Below are 20,184 nucleotides of genomic sequence, written 5' to 3'. Positions count from 1 at the left end.
CACCGCGACCTGTCCCGGCGCCGGCTCACGGTCGCCGAGCTCACCCGCTTCGACGGTATGGCCGGGGTTCCGCCGCGGGCGGGCGCGCGCGACCAGATGCCCGCACTCGCCGCCGCCTCGACCAAGAGACTTGCCTATGTCTCGTGCAATCCCAGCAGCTTCGCACGCGATGCGAAGACTTTGTGCGAAGGCGGCTGGCAGCTCGAATGGATCCAGCCGGTCGGCCAGTTCCGCTGGTCCACGCACGTCGAACTCGCGGCCTGCTTCAGGAGGTAGGCGAGAGCCCCGTCGTGCTGAGCGCAGTCGAAGCACATCGCCAAGCATCTCGCCCTTCGACTTCGCTCAGGGCGAACGGAGGAAATCAGTAATCCCCGGCTACGAAATACAGTCCATCGGGCGGCGCGTTCAGCCCCAGCCGTCCGCGATCCCGCGCCACCAGCGCCGCCGCGACCTCGGCGACCGGCCACCGCCCCATGCCGACCAGCGCCAGGCACCCGACCATCGATCGCACTTGGTGATGCAGGAACGACCGCGCCGCCGCATGCACCGCCACTGCATCCCCGTCGCGTACCACATCCAACCGGTCGAGCGTCCGCACCGGGCTGTCCGCCTGGCAATGCGCCGATCGGAACGTGGTGAAGTCATGCCGCCCGACCAGCGCCGCCGCCCCCGCCGCCATCGCCGCGGCATCCAGCGGCTGCGGCACCTGCCACGCCAGCCCCGCGCCCCACGTCAGCGGCGCCCGCCGGTTGACGATCCGATAGACATAGGATCGCCCGACGCACGAAAACCGCGCATGCCAATCGTCTGGCACCGCCTCGCACCCCAGCACCGCCACTGGCGCCGGTCGCACCCGCGCATTGATCGCTTCCATCAACCGAAACGGCGCGAACGGCTTCTCCACATCGACATGCGCGCGCATCGCCAGCGCATGCACCCCCGCGTCGGTCCGGCCCGCCGCCTGCACCGCGGTCCGCTCGCCGGTGACCGAGAACACCGCCTCCTCCAGCGCCTGCTGCACCGAGGGTCCATGCGCCTGCCGCTGCCAACCCATGAACGGTCGCCCGTCATATTCGACCGTCAGCGCGAACCGCGTCACGCAGACGTCGCCGTCGGGACGGGAAAGCCGCGAAGCATGTCCTCGGCCGATGTCACCCCGCGCCCCGCGCGCTGCACGAGGGTCGGCCGGATCGCGCCGATCCCACACGCGATCGTCAGCCGCGCGTCCACCGTCTCGCCAGCACCACCCGGAAAGGTGAAGGGCAGGACGTCGGCCGCCAGCACCTTGACCCGCTCGCCCGCCAACTCGATCCACGCGCCCGGCGCCGGGTTCATCGCCCGCACCACCCGCTCTACGGCGACCGCGCTCTGCGAGAAGTCGAGCCGCGCCTCCGCCTTGTCGATCTTGGCGGCATAGGTCACGCCCGCCTCGGGCTGCGGAGTCTCGATCCGCGCGTCGAGATCGGCCAGCGTCTCGAGCATCAGCGCCGCCCCGAGCGTCGCCAATTCCCCGCTCAACGCGCCCGCGGTCTTGCCGTCGACGGCCACGCGCCCCTCCAGCAGCACTGGCCCGGTATCTAGCCCGGCCTCCATCCGCATGATTCCGACCCCGGTCTCGGCATCCCCCGCCAGGATCGCGCGCTGCACCGGCGCCGCCCCGCGCCACCGTGGCAGCAGCGATCCGTGGACGTTCAGGCACCCGCGCCGCGGCGCATCGAGGATCGCGCGCGGCAGGATCAGCCCGTACGCCGCGACCACCGCCACATCCGCGTCGAGCGCGGCGAAGTCGGCCTGCGCCTCCGCAGTCTTGAGTGACACCGGTGTCCGCACCGCAAGTCCAAACGCCTCGGCGCGCCGCTGGACGGGGGAGGGCACCAGCTCGCGCCCCCGCCGCCCGCCCGCGCGTGGCGGCCGGCTGTACGCCGCGACGATCTCGTGCCCGGCTTCGACCAACGCGTCGAGCGTCGGCACCGCGAACTCGGGGGTTCCCATGAAGACGATCCGCATGCGCGCCGTCTCCCCGCTGGCGCGCGCGCGCGCAACCCCCTATCTGTTCCCGCATGGCATCCCCCGAGATCGAGGCGTTGACCCAGGCGTTGGCGCGCCTGCCGGGGCTCGGCCCCCGCTCGGCGCGGCGAGCGGTGCTTCACCTGCTAAAGAAGCGCGAGGCGGCGCTCGGGCCGCTCCTGTCGGCGCTGACCGCGGTCGAGGAGCGGCTCGAAACGTGCACGACCTGCGGCAACGTCGACACCGCAAACCCCTGCGCGGTCTGCGCCGATCTGCGCCGCGACGCCCGCGCTCTGTGCGTGGTCGAAGAGGTCGCCGATCTCTGGGCGCTCGAACGCCCGCGGCTATTTCCCGGCCGTTTCCATGTGCTTGGCGGCCGTCTTTCAGCCTTGGAGGGAATACGTCCCGAGGACCTCGCGATCGACTCGCTCGTCCGCCGCGTCGAAGCGGGCGGGATCGACGAGGTGGTGCTGGCGATGAACGCGACGCTCGAGGGCCAGACGACCGCGCATTACGTCGCCGAACGGATCGAACGCTTCCCCGTCCGCGTCACCCAGCTCGCCCACGGCCTACCGGTCGGCGGCGAGCTCGACTATCTCGACGAGGGTACGCTGGCACAGGCGCTGCGCGCCCGCCGTCCTGTGACATGACTGTCCTCGCCCGTCACCCTGTGCGTCTCTCCCTTTTCCGGGAGTAGGAAGGGTGAGGACAGGGTGGCAAGAACGTGCGGTGCTTGATTTGTTGGACTTGTTTTCCTAGCGCACGCCGATGGCCGTCCTCGAAATCGTCGAAGTTCCCGATCCTCGCCTGCGCGTGGTGTCCACCGCCGTGGAAAGTGTCGACGACGCGATCCGCCAGCTGGTCACCGACATGACCGACACGATGTATGCGGCCAAGGGCATCGGCCTCGCCGCGATCCAGGTCGGCGTAGCAAGCCGTGTGGTGGTGATCGACCTCCAGACCGAGGAGGATGCCGACGGCAAGCCGATCCGCGCGCCGCACGCCTATATCAATCCCGAAATCCTGTCGGTCAGCGACGAGCTGTCGAGCTACAGCGAAGGCTGCCTGTCGATCCCAGAGCAATATGCCGACGTCGAACGCCCGGCGCGCTGCCGCGTTCGCTGGCTCGATACCGATGGCCTCGCTCACGAGGAGGAGCTCGACGGCCTGCTGTCGACGTGCATGCAGCACGAGATCGATCATTGCGACGGCATCCTGTTCATCGACCACGTTTCGCGGCTGAAGCGCGAGATGCTGCTCCGCAAGCTTGCCAAGCAGCGTAAGGCGGCGTGACGGCGGCAGCATCGTTGGCCTCACCTTAGCGTCACTTTCCAAGCCGCATCGTTCGGGCTATGTTCCCGCAATCGACGGAGTAGTCATGGCGGAACTGGTTCTGGTGGCGGTGTTGGCGGCGGCGGCGGGGCTGCTGGTCGGCTGGCTGATCGCATCGCGCAAGGGTGGCGTGATGGCGAGCGAGCTGGCGGTGGCGCAAACCCGCGCGGCCGACGCCGAGATCGTCCGCGCCGCGCGCGATGCTGTCGAGGCCGAACGCAACGCCGCGCATCGCGAGCTGGCCGCGCTCAAGGCGCAGACCGTGGAACGCGATGCGGCACATGCGCGCGCGATGGAGGCGCTCGACGCGCAATTCGCCAGCGCCGCGGCCAAGGCGCTCGAATCGGCGCAGACCCGCTTCCTCGAACGCGCCGACGCCCGCTTCCGCCAGTCGGAGGAGACCGCGGGGCAGAACCTGAAATCGATGCTCCAGCCGGTCAGCGACCGCCTGCAACGCTACGAGGAAGCGGTCGGCAAGGTCGAGGTCGAGCGGAAAGGCGCGTTCAGCGAATTGAAGGGCCAGATCGAACAGATGCGGCTCGGCCAGGAAAAGGTCAGCACCGAAGCCGCCAAGCTCGTCAATTCGCTCCGCAATGCGCCCAAGTCGCGTGGGCGCTGGGGCGAGCAGCAGTTGAAGAACGTGCTGGAGACCTGTGGTCTTAGCGAACACACCGATTTCCAGACCGAGGTCAGCATCGCCGTCGGCGACGAGGGCGGGCGACTGCGCCCCGACGCGATCATCCGCGTCCCCGGCGGCCGTGCGCTGGTGATCGACGCCAAGGTGTCGCTCAACGCTTACCAGGACGCGTTCGGCGCGGTCGACGAGGCCGAACGGCTGCGCGGCCTGAGCCTGCACGCCACGTCGATGCGTACCCACGTCAACGGCCTGGGCAACAAGGCCTATTGGAGCCAGTTCAAGGACGCGCCCGATTACGTCATCATGTTCGTCCCCGGCGAACATTTCCTCTCCGCTGCGCTGGAACACGACCCGACGCTCTGGGATTTCGCCTTCGAAAAGCGCGTGCTGCTCGCGACCCCGACCAACCTCATCGCGATCGCCCGCACTGTCTCCGCGGTCTGGCGACAGGAGAAGCTGGCGAACGAGGCGCGCCAAATCGGCGAGCTCGGCAAGGAGCTTCATGATCGGTTGGCAAAAGCCGCGGAGCATCTCAAGGTAGTCGGTGGTGGGCTAAACTCCGCCGTCAACAACTATAACAAGTTCGTCGGGTCGTTCGAACGGAATGTGCTTAGCTCCGGTCGTAAGTTCCGCGACCTCAACATTGAAACCGGCGCGCGCAATATCGAGGAGGTGCCCCCGGTCGAGGCGCTGGCGCGTTATGGGGACGAGGCGCCACGGCTGATCGACGCGGCGGAGTGAGTAACGCTCGGTTCACCCAGTCAGCCTCTGGAGGACGGCCCTATTCTCCCGTTCGTGCTGAGCGCAGTCGAAGTACCTTGGCCGGGCGTGCCCTTCGACTTCGCTCAGGGCGGACGGTAATCGCGGGTCGACCATGTCAGGCCGCTTGCCGCGCCAGCACCTCATACGCCATAACAGCAGTGGCGACCGCCGCGTTGAGGCTGTCGGCCTTGCCAAGCATCGGCATCTTGACCAGAACGTCGCACGCAGCAGCCATCTCCGGCGGCATGCCGTGGGCCTCATTGCCCGTCAGCAGGAACGTCGGCGAGGAATACGCCACCTCCCGGTAGCCGGTGTCGGTATCGAGGCTCAGCCCCACCAGCTGCCCCGGCCCCTCGCGCAGCCACGCCAGGAACGGGTGCCATTCGCTCCGCACCACCGGCACCGTGAACAGCGCCCCCATGCTCGCGCGCACCGCCTCGACCGAGAAGGGATCGACGCACTCGCCGATCAGGATCAACCCGCCCGCGCCGACCGCGTCGCCGGTGCGCAGGATCGTCCCCAGATTGCCCGGATCGCGCAAGCGTTCGGCGACCAGCCAAATGCCGGAACTGCTCCGGTCGAGCGACGCGAGCTCTGCGTCGAACTCGTCGAATATGCCAACCACCGCCTGCGGATTGTCCTTGCCCGACAGCTTGGCCAGGATATCTGGCGTCGTCTGGATCGATTCGCCGCCCGCCGCCTCGACCGCGAACGACAGATCGTAGACCAGCGCATGGTTGGCGCTCGCCGCCGCGTAGAACAAGGTCTTGGGCAGCCGCCCGGTCTCGCGTGCCTCGGTCAGGATGCGCAGCCCTTCGGCCAGGAACTGTCGCGACGCCTTGCGATGCCGCTTGTCGCGCAAGTCGCGGGCGTATTTGATCAGCGGGTTCGAGAAAGCGGTTATTTCGCGGGGCATCAATCCTCCCCGAACTTCGCCTCGACCAATTCGCACAACGCCGCCACCGCGGTCTCCGCGCCGTCGCCCGCGGCGCTGATCGTGATCGTGTCGCCCATGGCCGCGCCCAGCATCATCAGCCCCATGATCGACGTGCCGGTCACGCCCGATCCGGCTTCCTTCTCGACCTGCACCTCGCACGGCTGGGTCGCGGCCAGGGTGACGAACTTGGCGCTGGCCCGCGCATGCAGCCCGCGGCGATTGGTGATGAGCACCTGCCGCGCGATGCTCACGCTGCGGCCTCGCCGAGAATTTCGGACGCAACCGAGATATACTTGCGCCCTGCCTCGCGCGCCGCGGCCACCGCGGCGACGACGGTCATCGCCTTGCGCGCGGAGCCCAGCCGAATCAGCATCGGCAGGTTCATCCCCGCGATCACCTCGACATGGCCGCGTCGCATCAGCGAGATCGCGAGATTGGAGGGAGTGCCGCCGAACAGGTCGGTCAGCACGATCACGCCCTTGCCCGCGTCGACCTGGTCGATCGCCGCCGCGATGTCGGCCCGGCGCTCCTCCATGTCGTCGTCGGCGCCGATCGCGATCGTCGCGACGCGCTCCTGCGGGCCTACGACGTGAACCATCGCGGTCACGAATTCCTCGGCAAGGCGTCCGTGCGTCACCAGAACCAGGCCGATCATCAGGGTTGCGTATCCATGCTCACACGCCGGCCGGCTTTCCCTCGAGCGAGTCCTGGGGGGCGGCGCCCAGATCGCGGTGAAAGACCGTGGGCGAAAAACCCGCGTCGCGCAACCGCTCCGCGAGCGCGGCGGCAACGTGGACCGAGCGGTGTCTCCCCCCGGTACAGCCGATGCCAACGGTGACATAGCTCTTGCCCTCGGCGCGGTAGCGGGGAAGCAGGAGGAGAAGCAGGCCCTCGATCCGCTCCAGCGCCTCGCGGTAGGCGGGGTCGCCCGCGACATAGGCGGCAACCTCCGCGTCGAGCCCGGTGCCTGACCGCAGTTCGGGCACCCAATGCGGATTGCGCAGGAACCGCATGTCGAACACCAGGTCGGCGCTGCGCGGCAACCCGCGCGAGAAGCCGAACGACATGACCGCCAGGGTCGGCTCGCCCAGCCGCTCGCCGCCGAACTCCTCGCGCACCTGCTGCGCCAGCATGTTGGCGGTCAGCGTCGTGGTGTCGATCAACCGGTTGGCGAAGTCGCGCAAAGGCTGGAGCAGCTCGCGCTCGCGGGCGATGCCGTCGGCTGCCGGGCGGTCGAGCGCCAATGGATGCCGCCGCCGCGTCTCGGAATAGCGACGTTCGAGCTCGGCACCCGCGCAATCGAGGAACAAGGTGCCGAGATCGAGACCGGAGGCGTCACGCAGGTCGGCGATGCGGCGGACGATGCGGTCGGGATCGAAGTCGCGGGTCCGCGCGCCGATCCCGATTGCCAGCGGTTGCCGCGCTTCGCCCGCACCTGCCGGCAGCGGCGCGTCGAGCAGCCGGTCGAGCAGCACCAGCGGCAGATTGTCGACCACTTCCCAACCCAGGTCTTCGAGCGTCTTGAGCACCGTCGATTTGCCCGCGCCAGACAGCCCGGTAACGAGCAGAATCGGCTGACCCGACATCACGCCGGTGTCGCCTCGGGTTGGCGCAGCGCGATTTCGATCGCGATCGGCGCGGAGGCAGGCCGCGGGTCGAGCGCGACCATGCGCACGTCGATCCCGGCGATCGTGCGCCGCCGCCGCTCGGGGATACGCGGCGGCTCGGCATCGAGCCGCACGAGCAACGCCACGGGCGCTTCCGCAAGGCAGGGAACGGCGGCGATGCCGATGCCGCGGACCTCGATCCGCCCGGCAAGCGTCTGCGGCGCCCGCGCGACCAGCCCCGCCGCCGTGCGCACCACCAGCGTTCGATCGTCGCTGATCAACTTCGCCCCGCGATCAATCAAGCGGAGCGCAAGGTCGGACTTGCCTGTGCCCGAGGGACCTTCGATCAGCACGGCCAAGCCGTCGATGGCAACCGTCGTGGCGTGAAGGGTCTCGGAACTGACGACGGCCAAGGCTGGGCTGTCCTATAAGTCGGCGAGCGGCAGGCGGACGACGAACCGGGCGCCGCTCATCCTGTCCTCGCGCGATTCGGCGGCGATGGCGCCCTGATGCGCTTCGACGATAGTCCGCGCAATGGCGAGACCGAGTCCGGAATGCTGCCCGAACGCCTCGCTGGCGGGCCGCACCGATTGGAACCGCCGAAACACGTCCTCGCGCGACTCGTCGGGCACGCCGGGGCCATCGTCGTCGACCTGGATCACCAGCGTCTCCTCCTCGTGCCGCGCCGCGATCGCCACGACGCCGCCATCGGGGGAAAAGGACAGCGCGTTGTCGATCAGATTCTCGATTACCCGTTCCAGCCGCGCGCCTTCGCCGAGCACGATGGCAGCACCGCCGTCCTCGCGATCGAAGCGCAGCCGCACGCCACGTTCGACTCCGCGCGCCTCGCGCTGGGCGAGCAGGCCTGCGATCATCGCGGCGACATCGACCGGCTCGAACTTCGCGCGGCTCAGCTGCGCATCGAGCCTGGACGCTTCCGATATATCGGTGATCAATCGGTCGAGCCGCAGCACGTCGTCGCGAACGATCGCCAGCAGCTTCGCGCGCAGGTCCGGGTCGGTGACCCGTTCCAATCCCTCGACCGCGGAACGCAGCGAGGCCAGAGGGTTCTTCATCTCGTGCGTCACATCGGCGGCGAACGCTTCGGTTGCGTCGATCCGCGCACGCAACGCCAGGCTCATGTCGGACAGCGCGCGCGCGAGCAGCCCCAGTTCGTCGCGCCGGTCGGGCAGACGCGGCACCACAACTTCGCGCGCGCGGCCCAACCGCACCCGCACCGCCGCCCGCGCCAGCCGTCGCAGCGGCCGCACGATGGTCCGCGCCAGGAACAGCGACAGCAGCACCGAAACGATCGTCGCGACCGCCAGCACGATGCCGAGCCGGAATCGCTCGATCCGCACCGTCTGGGTGATGTCGCGCGCGTTCAGCGTCGTCATCACCACGCCTCCGCCGGGCAGCGGCGCGGCGGCGGTGATGACGGGAGTCCGGTCGGGCGCGCGCCACACCGTTGTCGCAACGACCGAGCGGGATGAGGCGGCGCGCACGTCGGGCCATTGCCCTCCCTCGCGGCGCTCGCGGTACAAGGGCGGGCGCGGCGCCGCGACGACGATGTCGATCCCTGCGTCGAGCCAGCGTGCGACGACCTGGTTCCATCCCTGACGATCGGGATCGACCAGTACGAAATTCCGCAAGCCGTCCGCCCGGGTGTCCTTGGCCTGCGTGCCGTCCCTCGCGAACAATCGGATACGCGATCCCGTATCCTCCGCAAGCCGCAGCACCAGCGCCTCGCGCGCCTTCGGTTTCACTGCGGCCAGCGCCTCGGCGATCAGCCGCGTCTCGCGCGATGCCTGCTCGACGCGGCTGTCGACGATTCGGCTGCGGTAGGAGTCGAGATAGAAGAACCCGCCGGCCAGCAGCAGCAGCGCAAAGATGTTGACCGCCAGGATGCGCCGGGTGAGCGACACTCGCCCGGACCATTGCAAGGCCAGGTCGCGGTCGTCATTCCTCGGAATAGCGGTATCCGGCACCGTAAAGGGTCTCGATCGCGTCGAACTCGGGGTCGACGCTGCGGAACTTGCGCCGCAGCCGCTTGATATGGCTGTCGATCGTCCGGTCGTCGACATAGATGTCGTCCTGATAGGCCGCATCCATCAGCTGGTTGCGGGTCTTCACGATGCCCGGCCGCTGCGCCAGCGTCTCCAGGATCAGGAACTCGGTTACGGTCAGCGTCACCCCTTGCCCATTCCACGTCGTCCGGTGACGCGCCGGGTCCATCGTCAGCCGCCCGCGCGCGATCGGCACGGCAACTTCGCCCTCCGCCCCGCTCCCGCTCGCCTGCACCGCCTCCGCCCGCCGCAGGATGGCGCGGATGCGCGCGATCAGCAGCCGCTGGCTGAACGGCTTGGCGATGTAATCGTCCGCGCCCATCGCCAGACCCAGCGCCTCGTCGAGCTCGTCGTCCTTGCTGGTCAGGAAGATGACCGGGATCTGGCTCTTCTCGCGCAGCCGCCGCAGCAGTTCCAGCCCGTCCATCCGCGGCATCTTGATGTCGAAGATCGCGAGGTCGGGCGGGGTATCGACCAGCGCCTTGAGCGCGGTTTCGCCATCAGAATAGACGCGCGTCGTGAATCCTTCGGTCTGGAGCGCGATCGACACCGAGGTCAGGATGTTGCGGTCGTCGTCGACGAGCGCGATCGAAGCGGTCATGCCCCCATGCTAGTACAAAGCGGGATTCCGCTCAACCGCGCCGGTTTGACGCTCTCGCGACGCCGTCCTATGCGGCCGGCATACGTATGCCGGCCGGCGAAGAGTCGCTTGCACGAGGGGAAGCCATCATGAACGAACGTATTCCGGAGCGTGGGCTGAGCGCGCAGGGCATCGAGACCCGCGCGACGCTCCACTGGAACCTGGTCACCGCGCGCCTGATCGAGAATGCAGTCGCGCGCGGCGAGGGCAAGCTCAGCGCCGACGGCCCGCTGGTCGTGGAGACGGGTGCACACACCGGCCGCTCGGCGCAGGACAAGTTCATCGTCCGCGATGCCGAGACGGAAGGCAGCGTCTGGTGGGGCAAGTCGAACAAGGCGATGACCCCTGCGCATTTCGCGGCGCTCAAGGCCGACTTCCTCGCCGAGCTGCACGAGAAGGAGGATCTGTTCGTCCAGGACCTGTACGGCGGCTCGCAGCCCGAGCACCGTGTCCGCGTCCGCGTCGTCACCGAACTCGCCTGGCACAATTCGTTCATCCGTACGATGCTGGTCCGGCCTGAAGAGCACGAGCTGCGCAGTTTCGACGCCGAGTACACGATCGTCGACTTGCCCAGCTTCCGCGCCGACCCCGAGCGCCACGGCTGCCGGACCGAAACCGTGATCGCGGTGAACTTCACCGAGAAGCTGATCCTGATCGGCGGCACGCGCTACGCGGGCGAGATGAAGAAGTCGGTGTTCGGCCTGCTCAACTACCTGCTGCCCCCGACCGGGGTGATGCCGATGCATTGCTCGGCCAACATGGGCGCCGACGGATCGACCGCAGTGTTCTTCGGCCTGTCGGGCACCGGCAAGACGACGCTCAGCGCCGACGCCAGCCGCACGCTGATCGGCGACGACGAGCACGGCTGGTCCGATACCCACGTCTTCAATTTCGAGGGCGGCTGCTACGCCAAGATGATCCGCCTTTCGGCCGAGGCCGAGCCCGAAATATTCGCGACCAGCAAGCGCTTCGGCACCGTGCTGGAGAACGTCGTCATGGACCCGGTCACGCGCCAGCTCGACCTCCACGACAACAGCCTGGCCGAGAACAGCCGCGGCGCCTACCCGATCGACTTCATCCCGAACGCGTCCGACGAGAACTTGGGCGGGGTGCCCAGGAACATCGTCATGCTGACCGCGGACGCCTACGGCATCCTGCCGCCGATTGCCAAGCTGACGCCGGACCAGGCGATGTACCATTTCCTGTCGGGCTACACCGCGCGAGTCGCAGGCACCGAGATCGGCGTCACCGAGCCCGATGCGACCTTCTCCACGTGCTTCGGTGCGCCTTTCATGCCGCGGCATCCGTCGGTCTACGGCAATCTGCTCAAGGAGCGGATCGCCAGGGGCGGAGTCGATTGCTGGCTGGTCAACACCGGCTGGACCGGGGGCAAGTACGGCGTCGGCACGCGCATGCCGATCAAGGCGACCCGCGCGCTGCTCAACGCCGCGCTCGACGGCAGCCTCAATTCGGCAGAATTCCGCACCGACCCGAACTTCGGCTTCCAGGTGCCCGTCGCGGTCCCCGGTGTAGACGGCGCAATCCTCGACCCGCGCGAGACGTGGTCCGACAAGGCCGCCTATGACACGGCAGCAGCCAGGCTGGTCGACCTGTTCGTCGAAAACTTCGCGCAATTCGCCGACGCGGTGGACGAGGGTGTCCGGCAATCCGCGCCAAAATCCGCTCACATCGCCCAGCCGGCCTGAGCAGCCCGCCTGCTCGGCACGGTCGGGCTCCCCACCGGGGCGCGACCGGACGCTGGTGGCGCAACACGCGAAGGCCGTCCGCCTAGCCGGACGGTGCCCGATCGAAATCGAAGCGGATACGCACCCACGCGCCGATCAGCGTCTTCCCCCCGATGCGTGGCGGCCGAACCCGAAACTGCCAGGCCGCCTGCCGCATCGCGCGCGCCAGGCCCGATCCTACCGGGCTTTCGCCGAGCGAGCGGCAGTTCTCGACGTGGTAATCCTCGATCGTCTTGCACGCGATCAGCGCCCAGCTGCCGGGCGGCGCACCTGCGGGCAGGAAACCGGCGAGCTCCGCGCGGCTCGGCTCCCGGTACCATTCGGCGTTGTACAGCCGCTGCCCCCCCGGGCCTTCGCCGGGGCCATAGGCCGCCACGCTGTCGCCCGATCCCTCCGAATCGCCGCCGCCGCGCGTGCCTGCATCACCGCGGAGCTTGCCGATGTCGGCAGCGTCGAACAATTCCATGCCGCCAGGGAGCAGGACCGGCGGCGGCGGGGTCTGCACCGGGGCGGCGGGCGTGGCGCGGGTCGCGGCGGCGGGCGCCGCGCTGGCGGTGGAGCGCGCCACCTTGACGACCGCCTGCGCGCGCGGCGCGGGCTTGGCGGCGGCCTGCGGTTCGGGCGCTATGACGAAGGTCGTCGGTGGTTCGTCGGTGACCGGCGGCGGAGTCGGTGCCGGGGCTAGGCGCAGCAGCAGAAAGATGATCAGGATGTGCGCCGCGACGGCGAGCCCGAACGATACCGCCCGGCGCGAAGCGGGCGTGCGCGGCCGGCGCGGCGCGAAGAACTGGGCCGAACGCATCCGCCAATCGCCTAGCCGCGCCGCCGGAACGTCGCAACACCCGCTGTCGCGGTGCGACAAAACGTTTAGGATGCCGTCATGACGCAAGCCGCAGACTGGACCGGTAGGATCGGCGATGTGTGGGCGCAGGAGTGGCGGCGGACAGACCGCAGCTTTGCCGCTCTGGCGCCGCAGCTCGATGCCGCGATCCTGCGCGCGGCACCCGCCGGACCCTTTCGCGCGCTCGACATCGGCTGCGGGGCAGGCGCCACGTCGCACGCACTCGCCACCGCGCGGTTCGATGCGGAGGTGATCGGCGTCGATCTCTCGGCCGGGCTCGTCGCCGCGGCACAGGTCCGCCCGCGGCTTGCGAACCTGCGCTTCGTCGTCGGTGACGCCATCGTCGCCGCTGCTTCGATCCAGCCGGTTGACCTGTACGTCTCGCGCCACGGCGTCATGTTCTTCGACGATCCGGTGGCCGCCTTCGCAGCGTTCGCCGATGCCGCTGCGCCAGACGCGCGCCTGGTCTTCTCGTGCTTCGCCGAGCGCCGCGCGAACCGCTTCGCTGCCGACCTGCTTGCCGCGATGGGAATGGACGGCGAGGCACCGGCCGGTGCAACGTCCGGTCCGTTCGCCTTTGCCGATCCGGCACATACGGCTGCGCTCCTGGCCGCGGCAGGCTGGCACGGCAAAGCCACGCGCGTAGCGTTCGCCTACCGGGCAGGCGAGGGGACCGACGCGGTCGCCGATGCGGTCGCGTTCTTTCGCCGCATCGGCCCTGTCGCAGGCCTGCTCAGGGACACCCCCGCCGCCGATCGCCCGGCTATGGAACACGCGGTCGCCGAAGCCTGCACGCGCCGTCTCCACGCGGGAGCGGTCGACTTTCCCGCCGCGGCGTGGATATGGTCCGCAACCCTGTCACGGAGCGCGCCATGATCACCGTCCACCACCTCGAGAACAGCCGGTCGCAGCGCATCCTGTGGATGCTCGAGGAGCTCGGGCTGCCTTACGAAATCAAGCGCTACGAGCGAAACAAGAAGACCATGCTCGCGCCCCCCGAGCTCAAGCGCGTCCACCCGCTCGGTAAATCGCCGGTGGTCGACGACGACGGACGCGTTGTCGCCGAGACGGGCGCGATCGTGGAGTATCTGGTCGAGAAGGCCGACGGCCGCCTGGGGGCGCCGGCGCACCGCGATTCGGCGCTGCGCTATCGCTTCTGGCTCCATTACGCCGAAGGCTCGATGATGCCGCCGCTGCTGCTCAAGCTGGTGCTCGCGCGCATCCCCCTGTTCGGCAAGGCGGCGATCAAGCGTATCCAGCCGATGATCGACGTCCACCTCGATTACGTCGAATCGGAACTGGCCCAGCGCCCCTGGTTCGCCGGCGATGCGATGACCGCCGCCGACATCATGATGAGCTTTCCGCTGGAAGCCGCGCGTGCCCGCGGCGGGCTCGATAGTTCGCGCCCGGCGACGATTGCCTGGCTCGACAAGGTCCACGCGCTGCCTGCCTATGAGACCGCGCTGAAGAAGGGCGGACCCTACGCCTACGCCTGAGGAAACGTCCGCGCCGCGGCGTCGAGGTCGTCGTCACCGCGCGGATCGAGCCCGCCCTCCCACTTGGCGATCACCGACGCCGCCACCGCATTGCCGATGACGTTGGTCGCCGATCGCCCCATGTCGAGGAAGTGGTCGACCGCCAGGATCAGCAGCAGCCCCGCCTCCGGGATCCGGAACATCGACAACGTCCCCGCGATCACCACCAACGACGCGCGCGGAACTCCCGCGATGCCCTTCGACGTCACCATCAGGACCAGCAGCATCGTGATCTGCTGCCCGATCGACAAGTCGATCCCGTAAGCTTGCGCGATGAACAGCGACGCGAACGTCATGTACATCATCGAACCGTCGAGATTGAACGAATAGCCCAGCGGCAGCACGAAGCTGGCGATCCGCGGCGGCACCCCGAACCGGTCGAGCGCCTCCAGCGTCCGCGGGTACGCTGCCTCCGACGACGCAGCCGAAAACGCTAGGATCAGCGGATCGCGGATGTAGCGCACCAGATACCGCGTCCGGGGCCCAATGAGCAAAAAGGCGATGCCGATCAGCACCGCCCATAGCAGCAGCAGGCCGATGTAGAACGTCAGCATGAAGTACCCGAGATCGCCGATGATCCCGGGCCCACGCTCCGCCAACGTCGATGCGACAGCGGCGAACACCGCGAACGGCGCGCACCGCATGACGTAGTTGGTGATCTGCAGCATCACTGCGACCAAGGCCTCGGTCGCGCGGACGAGCGGCTGCGCCTTCTCGCCTACCGCGGTGATCGCGACTCCTACGAAGACCGAGAAGACGACGATCTGGAGGATCTCGTTGGTCGCCATCGCCTCGATCATCGACTGGGGCACGATGTGGCTGACGAACTTGGCGAGGTCGAACGCCCCCGCATCCACGCCGCTCGCCGCGGTCGCCGGCGGGATCGCGAGCGCCAGGCGGACGCCGGGCTGGAGCAAATTCACCAGGATAAGCCCGAGCGTCAGCGACAATAGGCTCGCACCGATGAACCACAACAGGCTGCGCAGGCCGACGCGGCCCAGCGCCGAGGTGTCGCCCATGTGCGCGATGCCGACCACAAGGGTGGAGAACACCAGCGGCGCGATGATCATCTTGATCAGCCGCAGGAACAATTGCGTGACGATCGACAGATAGCCCGCGATCTCCGCCAGCTGCGCGGCGGAAGCGGGGGTGCCGTCGTCGATCGACCAGTGAAGCCCCAGCCCGACGATCAACCCGGCGACCAAACCGGCAAGAATGTAATAGGTAAGCCGCGACTTCATGCCGTCCCCCGAGTGAGCCGCACAGGCAAACGGGATTGCGGCCCCGCGGTCAAGCGCCCTATCGTCCGGCGATGACCCTCACCCGCCGCACCCTCGTCAGCGCCGCCGCGCTGCTTCCCTTCGCCGGCGTGCTGCGCGCCGCCGAGCCAGATCTGGCTGGGCTCTCCGACATCACCCGCGCCGTGAAGCCGATCGACGCACGCGAGCGAGCAGGGCGGCTGGCGCGGGCGCAGTCGTTGATGAAGGCGAACGGCCTGCGCGCGGTCGTGATCGAACCCGGCTCCAGCCTCGACTATTTCACCGGCGTCCGCTGGAGCCGCAGCGAACGCCCGACGCTGGCCGTCCTGCCGGTCGAAGGCGAGCCGTGCATCGTCACCCCGTTCTTCGAGGAACCCTCGGTTCGCGAGACGCTGGCCATCCCGGCCGAGGTCCGCGTCTGGCAGGAGGACGAGGACGCGCTGGCCCTCGTCGCGGGATTCCTGCGCGATCGCAAGCTTGCGAGCGGCCCGATCGGCATCGAGGAAACCGCGCGCTTCTTCCTGGTCGACCGGCTCGCGGCGCAACTGCCCGGCGCGAAGCTGATCAACGCCAACCCCGTCGTCCGCGGCTGCCGGATGATCAAGACGCCCGCGGAAATCGCACTCATGCAGGCCGCGACCGACGTGACGATCGCCGCCTACCGCTGGACCTACCCGCGAGTGGAGGCAGGGATGACCGGCGCGGACATCGGCGCGCTGATGGACGCGGCGACGCGCAAGCTCGGCGGCGACCCGGAGTTTGCGCTCGTCCTGATCGGCGAAGCGTCCGCCTACCCGCACGGCAGCAAGGTCGTCCACCGCGTCTCGGAGGGGCAGGTCGTGCTCATGGACTGCGGCTGCACCGTCGGCGGCTACCAGTCGGACATCTCGCGCACCTGGGTCTACGGCGCAGCGACGACCGAACAGCGCAAGGTCTGGAATCAGGTCGCCCAAGGACAGCAACGCGCCTTCGCCGCCGCCAGGGTCGGCACGCCAGCAGGCGCGGTCGATGACGCCGTCCGCAGGATGTACGAAGCCGCAGGCTACGGCCCCGGCTACAAGCTCCCCGGCCTGTCGCACCGCACCGGCCACGGCATCGGCATGGACGGCCACGAACCCGTCAACCTCGTCCACGGCGAAACGACCCTCCTTGCGCCCGGCATGTGCTTCTCCGACGAGCCTGGGTTGTACCTGCCCGGCAAGTTCGGCGTGCGGCTGGAGGACTGCTTCCACATGACGGCGACCGGGCCGAAGTGGTTCAGTGAGCCGCCGCGCTCGATCGATGCGCCTGTTTAGCCCCCGGTCGCCCCGGCCTTGAGCCCGGGGTGACGGAAGTGTTGAGGGCGGGCGCGCACTCGCCTAAGTCCCTTGCATGACCTCGACCAACGACATCCGCCGCGGCTTCCTCGATTACTTCGGCGCCAACGGACACGCGATCGTGCCCAGCGCGCCGCTGGTGCCGCAGAACGATCCGACGCTGATGTTCGTCAACGCCGGCATGGTCCCGTTCAAGAACGTCTTCACCGGTCTCGAAACCCGCCCCTACGTCACCGCAACCAGCTCGCAAAAGTGCGTACGCGCAGGCGGCAAGCACAACGATCTCGACAACGTCGGCTACACCGCGCGCCACCACACCTTCTTCGAGATGCTCGGCAATTTCTCGTTCGGCGATTATTTCAAGGAGCAGGCGATCGTCCACGCCTGGACGCTGCTGACGGGCGAATGGGGCCTCCCCGCCGATAGACTGACCGTCACCGTCTACCACAACGACGACCAGGCGTTCGACCTGTGGCGCAAGATCGCCGGGCTCCCCGACCACCGCATCATCCGCATCGCGACCAAGGACAATTTCTGGGCGATGGGCGCAGACGGACCGTGCGGCCCGTGCTCGGAAATCTTCTACGACCACGGCGACCACATCCCCGGCGGCCCGCCCGGATCGCCAGACGAGGACGGCGACCGCTTTGTCGAGATCTGGAACCTCGTGTTCATGCAGTTCGTCCAGGCGGCCGACACGATCGTCGGCGACCTGCCGCGCCCGTCGATCGACACCGGCATGGGCCTCGAACGCATCGCCGCGGTGATGCAGGGCGTTCACGACAATTACGACACGGACACGTTCAAGGCGCTGATCGCCGCTTCGGGCGCGCTGACTCACACGGTGACGACCGGCGACAATCAGGCGAGCCACCGCGTCATCGCCGACCATCTGCGCACCAGCGGCTTTCTCGTCGCCGACGGCGTGCTTCCTGCCAACGAAGGCCGCGGCTACGTCCTGCGCCGGATCATGCGCCGGGCGATGCGTCACGCGCATTTGCTTGGCGCCAAGGACCCGCTAATGCACCGGCTGGTCCCCGCGCTCGTCGCCGAGATGGGCGCGGCGTTCCCCGAACTCGTCCGGGCCCAGCCGCTGATCGAGGCCACGCTGCGTCAGGAGGAAACCCGCTTCCGCCAGACGCTCGACCGCGGATTGAAGCTGCTCGACGAAGCGACGGCGGGCCTCACCCCCGGGGGCACTCTGGCAGGCGAAACCGCGTTCAGGCTCTACGACACCTTCGGCTTTCCCTATGATTTGACCGAGGACGCGCTCAGGGCGCAGGACCTCCACGTCGACCGCGCAGGCTTCGACACCGCGATGGCCGAGCAGAAGCGTCAGGCCCGCGCCGCCTGGAAGGGTTCGGGCGCGAAGGCCTCGGACGATCTGTGGTTCGACATCGCCGAGGAGTCCGGCGGTACCGAGTTTCTCGGTTACGCCTCGGACGTCGGGGAAGGCCAAGTCGTTGCGCTGGTCAAGGACGGCGCGCGCGTCGACGCGGCCACTTCGGGCGACACGGTCGCGGTCTTGGTCAACCAGACCCCCTTCTACGGCGAAAGCGGCGGGCAGGTCGGCGACACCGGAACGATCAGCAACGACAACGGCTTGGCGGCGCACGTTACCGATACGTCGAAGCAATTGGGCCGCATCTTCGTCCATCACACGGTCATCGACGCGGGCGAGATCAAGGTCGGCGACAGCGTCCGCCTGAGCATCGACGTCGCCCGCCGGGCGTGCATCCGCGCCAATCATTCCGCGACGCACCTTCTCCATGAAGCATTGCGCCAGCGGCTCGGTACCCACGTTGCGCAGAAGGGCTCGCTGGTCGCCCCCGAACGGCTGCGCTTCGATGTGTCGCACCCGGTTGCAATGACTCACGCCGAGCTCGCCGACGCCGAGGCCGCAGTCAACGCCAAGGTCCGCCAGAATGGCGCAGTCACCACCCGCCTGATGACCCCCGACGAGGCGATTGCCGAGGGCGCGATGGCACTGTTCGGCGAGAAATACGGCGACGAGGTCCGCGTTGTCTCGATGGCGACCGAGGATGACGGCGCGACCTATTCGATCGAGCTGTGCGGCGGCACCCACGTGGCCGCGCTCGGCGACATCGGCTTGTTCAAGGTGGTGGGCGAGGGCGCAGTCTCGTCGGGCATCCGCCGCATCGAGGCGCTGACCGGCGAAGCGGCGCGAGCCTACCTGACCGCGCGCGACGACAAGCTCCGCGAAGCCGCCGCCACGCTCAAATCCTCTCCCGACGAGGTTCCCGCTCGTGTAGCCGCTCTGGTCGAGGATCGCCGCCGCCTCGAACGCGTGCTCGCCGACGCGAAGAAGGCGCTCGCCATCGGGGGCGGGCCGGGCGCTCCCGCCGGGCCCGAGCAGATCGCCGGTGTCGCCTTCTCCGGCCAAATCCTCGAAGGTTTCGACCCCAAAGGCCTGCGCGGCACCGTCGATGAAGCCAAGCAGCGTCTCGGCTCAGGTATTGCCGCGTTGGTGGCTGTCAACGAAGGCCGTGCGTCGGTCGCAGTCGGCGTCACCGCCGACCTGACCGCCACCCACAACGCCGTCACCCTCCTCAAGGTCGCCGTCGCCGCGCTCGGCGGCCAAGGCGGCGGCGGACGTCCCGATATGGCGCAAGGCGGCGGACCTGATGGCACACAGGCGGAGGCGGCACTCGACGCGATCCGCGTGAAGCTGGCGTCATGACGTCACCACACGGATTGTCCTTTCCATTCAGCCGTTTCGCTGGTTAAGGCGACTGGATCGCTTGCACCGCCTCGCTTTGGAGAAGGCATGATCCGAACCAACCGGCCCTTCCTGCCCCGCCTGCTCGCGATTGCCTGCCTCATCGGCGCCGCGCCCGCGGTCGCGGAGACGCCGCGCGAGATGCTGGTCAACGCCGCCTTCCACGACACCGACAAGGCCGCAGCACTCGCCCGGATCGACCGCGCCCGCGCGGGTGCCACGGCCTTGCTCGCGCGCAATAGGGACGATCAGGACGCAGCGCTCGTCCAGGCGACCGCGCTCGGCTACCGCGCCAAGCTGACCGGCAACCGCGGCGATGCGGTCGCCGCACGCAAACAATTCGAGTCGCTGGTGGCTCGCTATCCGCGCAACCCGGAGGCGTCGGTCGCGCTCGGCGCCTGGCACATTGGCGTCATCATCAGCTTCGGCCGGTTCATCGGCCGCGCCGCGGTCGGCGCGCAGAAGGGAACGGGGCTTGCCGCGCTCGACCGGGCGGTGGCGCTCGGCGGCGACCGCGCGATGTTCCTGGGGCTGGCCGGGCTGCTGCGGATCGAGATCGACCCCGACGACGCCCGGGGACGCCAACTGGCCGAGGCTGCGGTGCGCGGATCGACCCCAACCGCGATCGACCGCCAGTTCCAGCGCGCCGCCGCGGCGGTTCTGGTGCCTCTGCGCAAGGGCGATCGCAAGGGCGCGCAGAAGCTGGCGGACCGCTTGCTCCCGCTGGGGCAGTTCGGGAGCTGACACCCCCGATTTCCGT

At 68.6% G+C, this 20,184-nt stretch carries 20 protein-coding genes and 1 pseudogene; 10 read left to right on the top strand and 11 right to left on the bottom strand.

The window, feature by feature from the left end; translation table 11 throughout:
- A pseudogene (locus tag ACE5C1_RS00905) lies at nucleotides 1-276 on the top strand (class I SAM-dependent RNA methyltransferase); the annotation flags it as partial.
- A gap of 85 nt (nucleotides 277-361) precedes the next feature.
- Here ACE5C1_RS00905 and truA read toward each other — a convergent pair.
- Both truA and fmt read right to left on the bottom strand, forming a co-directional pair.
- The gene (gene truA / locus ACE5C1_RS00900; protein WP_374942181.1) at nucleotides 362-1,099 is read right to left on the bottom strand and encodes a tRNA pseudouridine(38-40) synthase TruA; all 738 of its coding nucleotides are present in this window, start codon (nucleotides 1,097-1,099) and stop codon (nucleotides 362-364) included.
- Nucleotides 1,096-2,007, bottom strand: a complete 912-nt coding sequence (gene fmt / locus ACE5C1_RS00895; protein WP_374942180.1) for a methionyl-tRNA formyltransferase — start codon at nucleotides 2,005-2,007, stop codon at nucleotides 1,096-1,098. Before fmt ends, truA begins: the two co-directional genes overlap by 4 nt.
- 53 nt (nucleotides 2,008-2,060) lie before the next feature.
- On the opposite strand from fmt, the gene recR reads away from it, so the two are divergent.
- The 3 genes from recR to ACE5C1_RS00880 all read left to right on the top strand — a co-directional run bounded on the left by recR (nucleotide 2,061) and on the right by ACE5C1_RS00880 (nucleotide 4,717).
- Nucleotides 2,061-2,657, top strand: coding sequence for a recombination mediator RecR (recR, locus tag ACE5C1_RS00890; RefSeq protein WP_374942179.1), 597 nt, complete (start codon nucleotides 2,061-2,063; stop codon nucleotides 2,655-2,657).
- A gap of 118 nt (nucleotides 2,658-2,775) precedes the next feature.
- Nucleotides 2,776-3,300 carry a peptide deformylase gene (def, locus tag ACE5C1_RS00885; protein WP_374942178.1) on the top strand — a complete coding sequence of 175 codons (525 nt, stop codon included), beginning with the start codon at nucleotides 2,776-2,778 and terminating at the stop codon, nucleotides 3,298-3,300.
- A gap of 85 nt (nucleotides 3,301-3,385) precedes the next feature.
- Nucleotides 3,386-4,717 (top strand): DNA recombination protein RmuC, encoded by a 1,332-nt coding sequence (locus tag ACE5C1_RS00880; protein WP_374942177.1) that lies wholly within the window; start codon nucleotides 3,386-3,388, stop codon nucleotides 4,715-4,717.
- 136 nt (nucleotides 4,718-4,853) lie between these two features.
- On the opposite strand, the gene ACE5C1_RS00875 is transcribed toward ACE5C1_RS00880, so the two are convergent.
- From ACE5C1_RS00875 to ACE5C1_RS00845, 7 genes are read right to left on the bottom strand one after another with little or no spacing between them, the layout of a single operon-like run.
- A complete protein-coding gene (locus ACE5C1_RS00875) occupies nucleotides 4,854-5,654 on the bottom strand; it encodes a TrmH family RNA methyltransferase (protein WP_374942176.1) in 801 nt (266 codons plus the stop codon).
- Nucleotides 5,654-5,926: an HPr family phosphocarrier protein gene (locus ACE5C1_RS00870; protein WP_374942175.1), complete on the bottom strand. Its 273-nt coding sequence runs from the start codon at nucleotides 5,924-5,926 to the stop codon at nucleotides 5,654-5,656. The genes ACE5C1_RS00875 and ACE5C1_RS00870 overlap by 1 nt, the downstream gene beginning before the upstream one ends.
- Nucleotides 5,923-6,330, bottom strand: a complete 408-nt coding sequence (locus ACE5C1_RS00865; RefSeq protein WP_374942174.1) for a PTS sugar transporter subunit IIA — start codon at nucleotides 6,328-6,330, stop codon at nucleotides 5,923-5,925. The genes ACE5C1_RS00870 and ACE5C1_RS00865 overlap by 4 nt, the downstream gene beginning before the upstream one ends.
- 19 nt (nucleotides 6,331-6,349) lie before the next feature.
- A complete protein-coding gene (rapZ, locus tag ACE5C1_RS00860) occupies nucleotides 6,350-7,261 on the bottom strand; it encodes an RNase adapter RapZ (RefSeq protein ID WP_374942173.1) in 912 nt (303 codons plus the stop codon).
- Nucleotides 7,261-7,695, bottom strand: a complete 435-nt coding sequence (locus ACE5C1_RS00855) for an HPr kinase/phosphorylase (protein WP_374942172.1) — start codon at nucleotides 7,693-7,695, stop codon at nucleotides 7,261-7,263. Before ACE5C1_RS00855 ends, rapZ begins: the two co-directional genes overlap by 1 nt.
- A gap of 12 nt (nucleotides 7,696-7,707) precedes the next feature.
- Nucleotides 7,708-9,270: an ATP-binding protein gene (locus tag ACE5C1_RS00850; RefSeq protein ID WP_374942171.1), complete on the bottom strand. Its 1,563-nt coding sequence runs from the start codon at nucleotides 9,268-9,270 to the stop codon at nucleotides 7,708-7,710.
- Nucleotides 9,242-9,949 (bottom strand): response regulator, encoded by a 708-nt coding sequence (locus ACE5C1_RS00845; protein ID WP_374942170.1) that lies wholly within the window; start codon nucleotides 9,947-9,949, stop codon nucleotides 9,242-9,244. The genes ACE5C1_RS00850 and ACE5C1_RS00845 overlap by 29 nt, the downstream gene beginning before the upstream one ends.
- A gap of 128 nt (nucleotides 9,950-10,077) precedes the next feature.
- On the opposite strand from ACE5C1_RS00845, the gene ACE5C1_RS00840 reads away from it, so the two are divergent.
- Entirely contained in the window at nucleotides 10,078-11,694 is a 1,617-nt protein-coding gene (locus tag ACE5C1_RS00840; protein WP_374942169.1) for a phosphoenolpyruvate carboxykinase, read from the top strand.
- Between the two features lie 82 nt (nucleotides 11,695-11,776).
- Here ACE5C1_RS00840 and ACE5C1_RS00835 read toward each other — a convergent pair whose 3' ends face one another.
- Entirely contained in the window at nucleotides 11,777-12,535 is a 759-nt protein-coding gene (locus tag ACE5C1_RS00835; RefSeq protein ID WP_374942168.1) for a hypothetical protein, read from the bottom strand.
- Between the two features lie 78 nt (nucleotides 12,536-12,613).
- On the opposite strand from ACE5C1_RS00835, the gene ACE5C1_RS00830 reads away from it, so the two are divergent.
- Entirely contained in the window at nucleotides 12,614-13,450 is an 837-nt protein-coding gene (locus ACE5C1_RS00830) for a class I SAM-dependent methyltransferase (protein WP_374942167.1), read from the top strand.
- Complete coding sequence (locus ACE5C1_RS00825) at nucleotides 13,447-14,070, top strand: glutathione S-transferase family protein (protein ID WP_374942166.1); 624 nt, start codon at nucleotides 13,447-13,449, stop codon at nucleotides 14,068-14,070. Before ACE5C1_RS00830 ends, ACE5C1_RS00825 begins: the two co-directional genes overlap by 4 nt.
- Here the strand turns inward: ACE5C1_RS00825 and ACE5C1_RS00820 are convergent.
- A complete protein-coding gene (locus ACE5C1_RS00820; RefSeq protein WP_374942165.1) occupies nucleotides 14,061-15,350 on the bottom strand; it encodes a dicarboxylate/amino acid:cation symporter in 1,290 nt (429 codons plus the stop codon). The two genes, ACE5C1_RS00825 and ACE5C1_RS00820, sit on opposite strands and share 10 nt — an antisense overlap.
- Before the next feature lie 71 nt (nucleotides 15,351-15,421).
- On the opposite strand from ACE5C1_RS00820, the gene ACE5C1_RS00815 reads away from it, so the two are divergent.
- The 3 genes from ACE5C1_RS00815 (at nucleotide 15,422) to ACE5C1_RS00805 (ending at nucleotide 20,168) form a co-directional block, all read left to right on the top strand.
- Nucleotides 15,422-16,663: a M24 family metallopeptidase gene (locus tag ACE5C1_RS00815; protein WP_374942164.1), complete on the top strand. Its 1,242-nt coding sequence runs from the start codon at nucleotides 15,422-15,424 to the stop codon at nucleotides 16,661-16,663.
- A gap of 76 nt (nucleotides 16,664-16,739) precedes the next feature.
- On the top strand, nucleotides 16,740-19,385 hold the full coding sequence (alaS, locus tag ACE5C1_RS00810; protein ID WP_374942163.1) for an alanine--tRNA ligase: 2,646 nt from the start codon (nucleotides 16,740-16,742) through the stop codon (nucleotides 19,383-19,385).
- An 87-nt stretch (nucleotides 19,386-19,472) separates the two neighbouring features.
- Entirely contained in the window at nucleotides 19,473-20,168 is a 696-nt protein-coding gene (locus tag ACE5C1_RS00805) for a hypothetical protein (RefSeq protein WP_374942162.1), read from the top strand.
- Nucleotides 20,169-20,184: the final 16 nt, after the last annotated feature.

It is taken from the genome of Sphingomonas sp., assembly GCF_964263785.1.
Lineage (GTDB): Bacteria > Pseudomonadota > Alphaproteobacteria > Sphingomonadales > Sphingomonadaceae > Sphingomonas.
Note: the sequence above shows the minus strand (reverse complement) of the source record. Positions and strands in the feature narration are given on the sequence as shown.

What these genes read in the sequence shown, in the direction of transcription:
- rapZ (WP_374942173.1), bottom strand. Translation starts at nt 7,261, where the DNA reads ATGTCGGGTCAGCCGATTCTGCTCGTTACCGGGCTGTCTGGCGCGGGC.
- recR (WP_374942179.1), top strand. Translation starts at nt 2,061, where the DNA reads ATGGCATCCCCCGAGATCGAGGCGTTGACCCAGGCGTTGGCGCGCCTG.
- ACE5C1_RS00805 (WP_374942162.1), top strand. Translation starts at nt 19,473, where the DNA reads ATGATCCGAACCAACCGGCCCTTCCTGCCCCGCCTGCTCGCGATTGCC.
- def (WP_374942178.1), top strand. Translation starts at nt 2,776, where the DNA reads ATGGCCGTCCTCGAAATCGTCGAAGTTCCCGATCCTCGCCTGCGCGTG.
- ACE5C1_RS00815 (WP_374942164.1), top strand. Translation starts at nt 15,422, where the DNA reads ATGACCCTCACCCGCCGCACCCTCGTCAGCGCCGCCGCGCTGCTTCCC.
- ACE5C1_RS00825 (WP_374942166.1), top strand. Translation starts at nt 13,447, where the DNA reads ATGATCACCGTCCACCACCTCGAGAACAGCCGGTCGCAGCGCATCCTG.
- ACE5C1_RS00835 (WP_374942168.1), bottom strand. Translation starts at nt 12,535, where the DNA reads ATGCGTTCGGCCCAGTTCTTCGCGCCGCGCCGGCCGCGCACGCCCGCT.
- ACE5C1_RS00845 (WP_374942170.1), bottom strand. Translation starts at nt 9,949, where the DNA reads ATGACCGCTTCGATCGCGCTCGTCGACGACGACCGCAACATCCTGACC.
- ACE5C1_RS00875 (WP_374942176.1), bottom strand. Translation starts at nt 5,654, where the DNA reads ATGCCCCGCGAAATAACCGCTTTCTCGAACCCGCTGATCAAATACGCC.
- fmt (WP_374942180.1), bottom strand. Translation starts at nt 2,007, where the DNA reads ATGCGGATCGTCTTCATGGGAACCCCCGAGTTCGCGGTGCCGACGCTC.
- ACE5C1_RS00830 (WP_374942167.1), top strand. Translation starts at nt 12,614, where the DNA reads ATGACGCAAGCCGCAGACTGGACCGGTAGGATCGGCGATGTGTGGGCG.
- ACE5C1_RS00880 (WP_374942177.1), top strand. Translation starts at nt 3,386, where the DNA reads ATGGCGGAACTGGTTCTGGTGGCGGTGTTGGCGGCGGCGGCGGGGCTG.
- ACE5C1_RS00840 (WP_374942169.1), top strand. Translation starts at nt 10,078, where the DNA reads ATGAACGAACGTATTCCGGAGCGTGGGCTGAGCGCGCAGGGCATCGAG.
- ACE5C1_RS00865 (WP_374942174.1), bottom strand. Translation starts at nt 6,330, where the DNA reads ATGATCGGCCTGGTTCTGGTGACGCACGGACGCCTTGCCGAGGAATTC.
- ACE5C1_RS00820 (WP_374942165.1), bottom strand. Translation starts at nt 15,350, where the DNA reads ATGAAGTCGCGGCTTACCTATTACATTCTTGCCGGTTTGGTCGCCGGG.
- alaS (WP_374942163.1), top strand. Translation starts at nt 16,740, where the DNA reads ATGACCTCGACCAACGACATCCGCCGCGGCTTCCTCGATTACTTCGGC.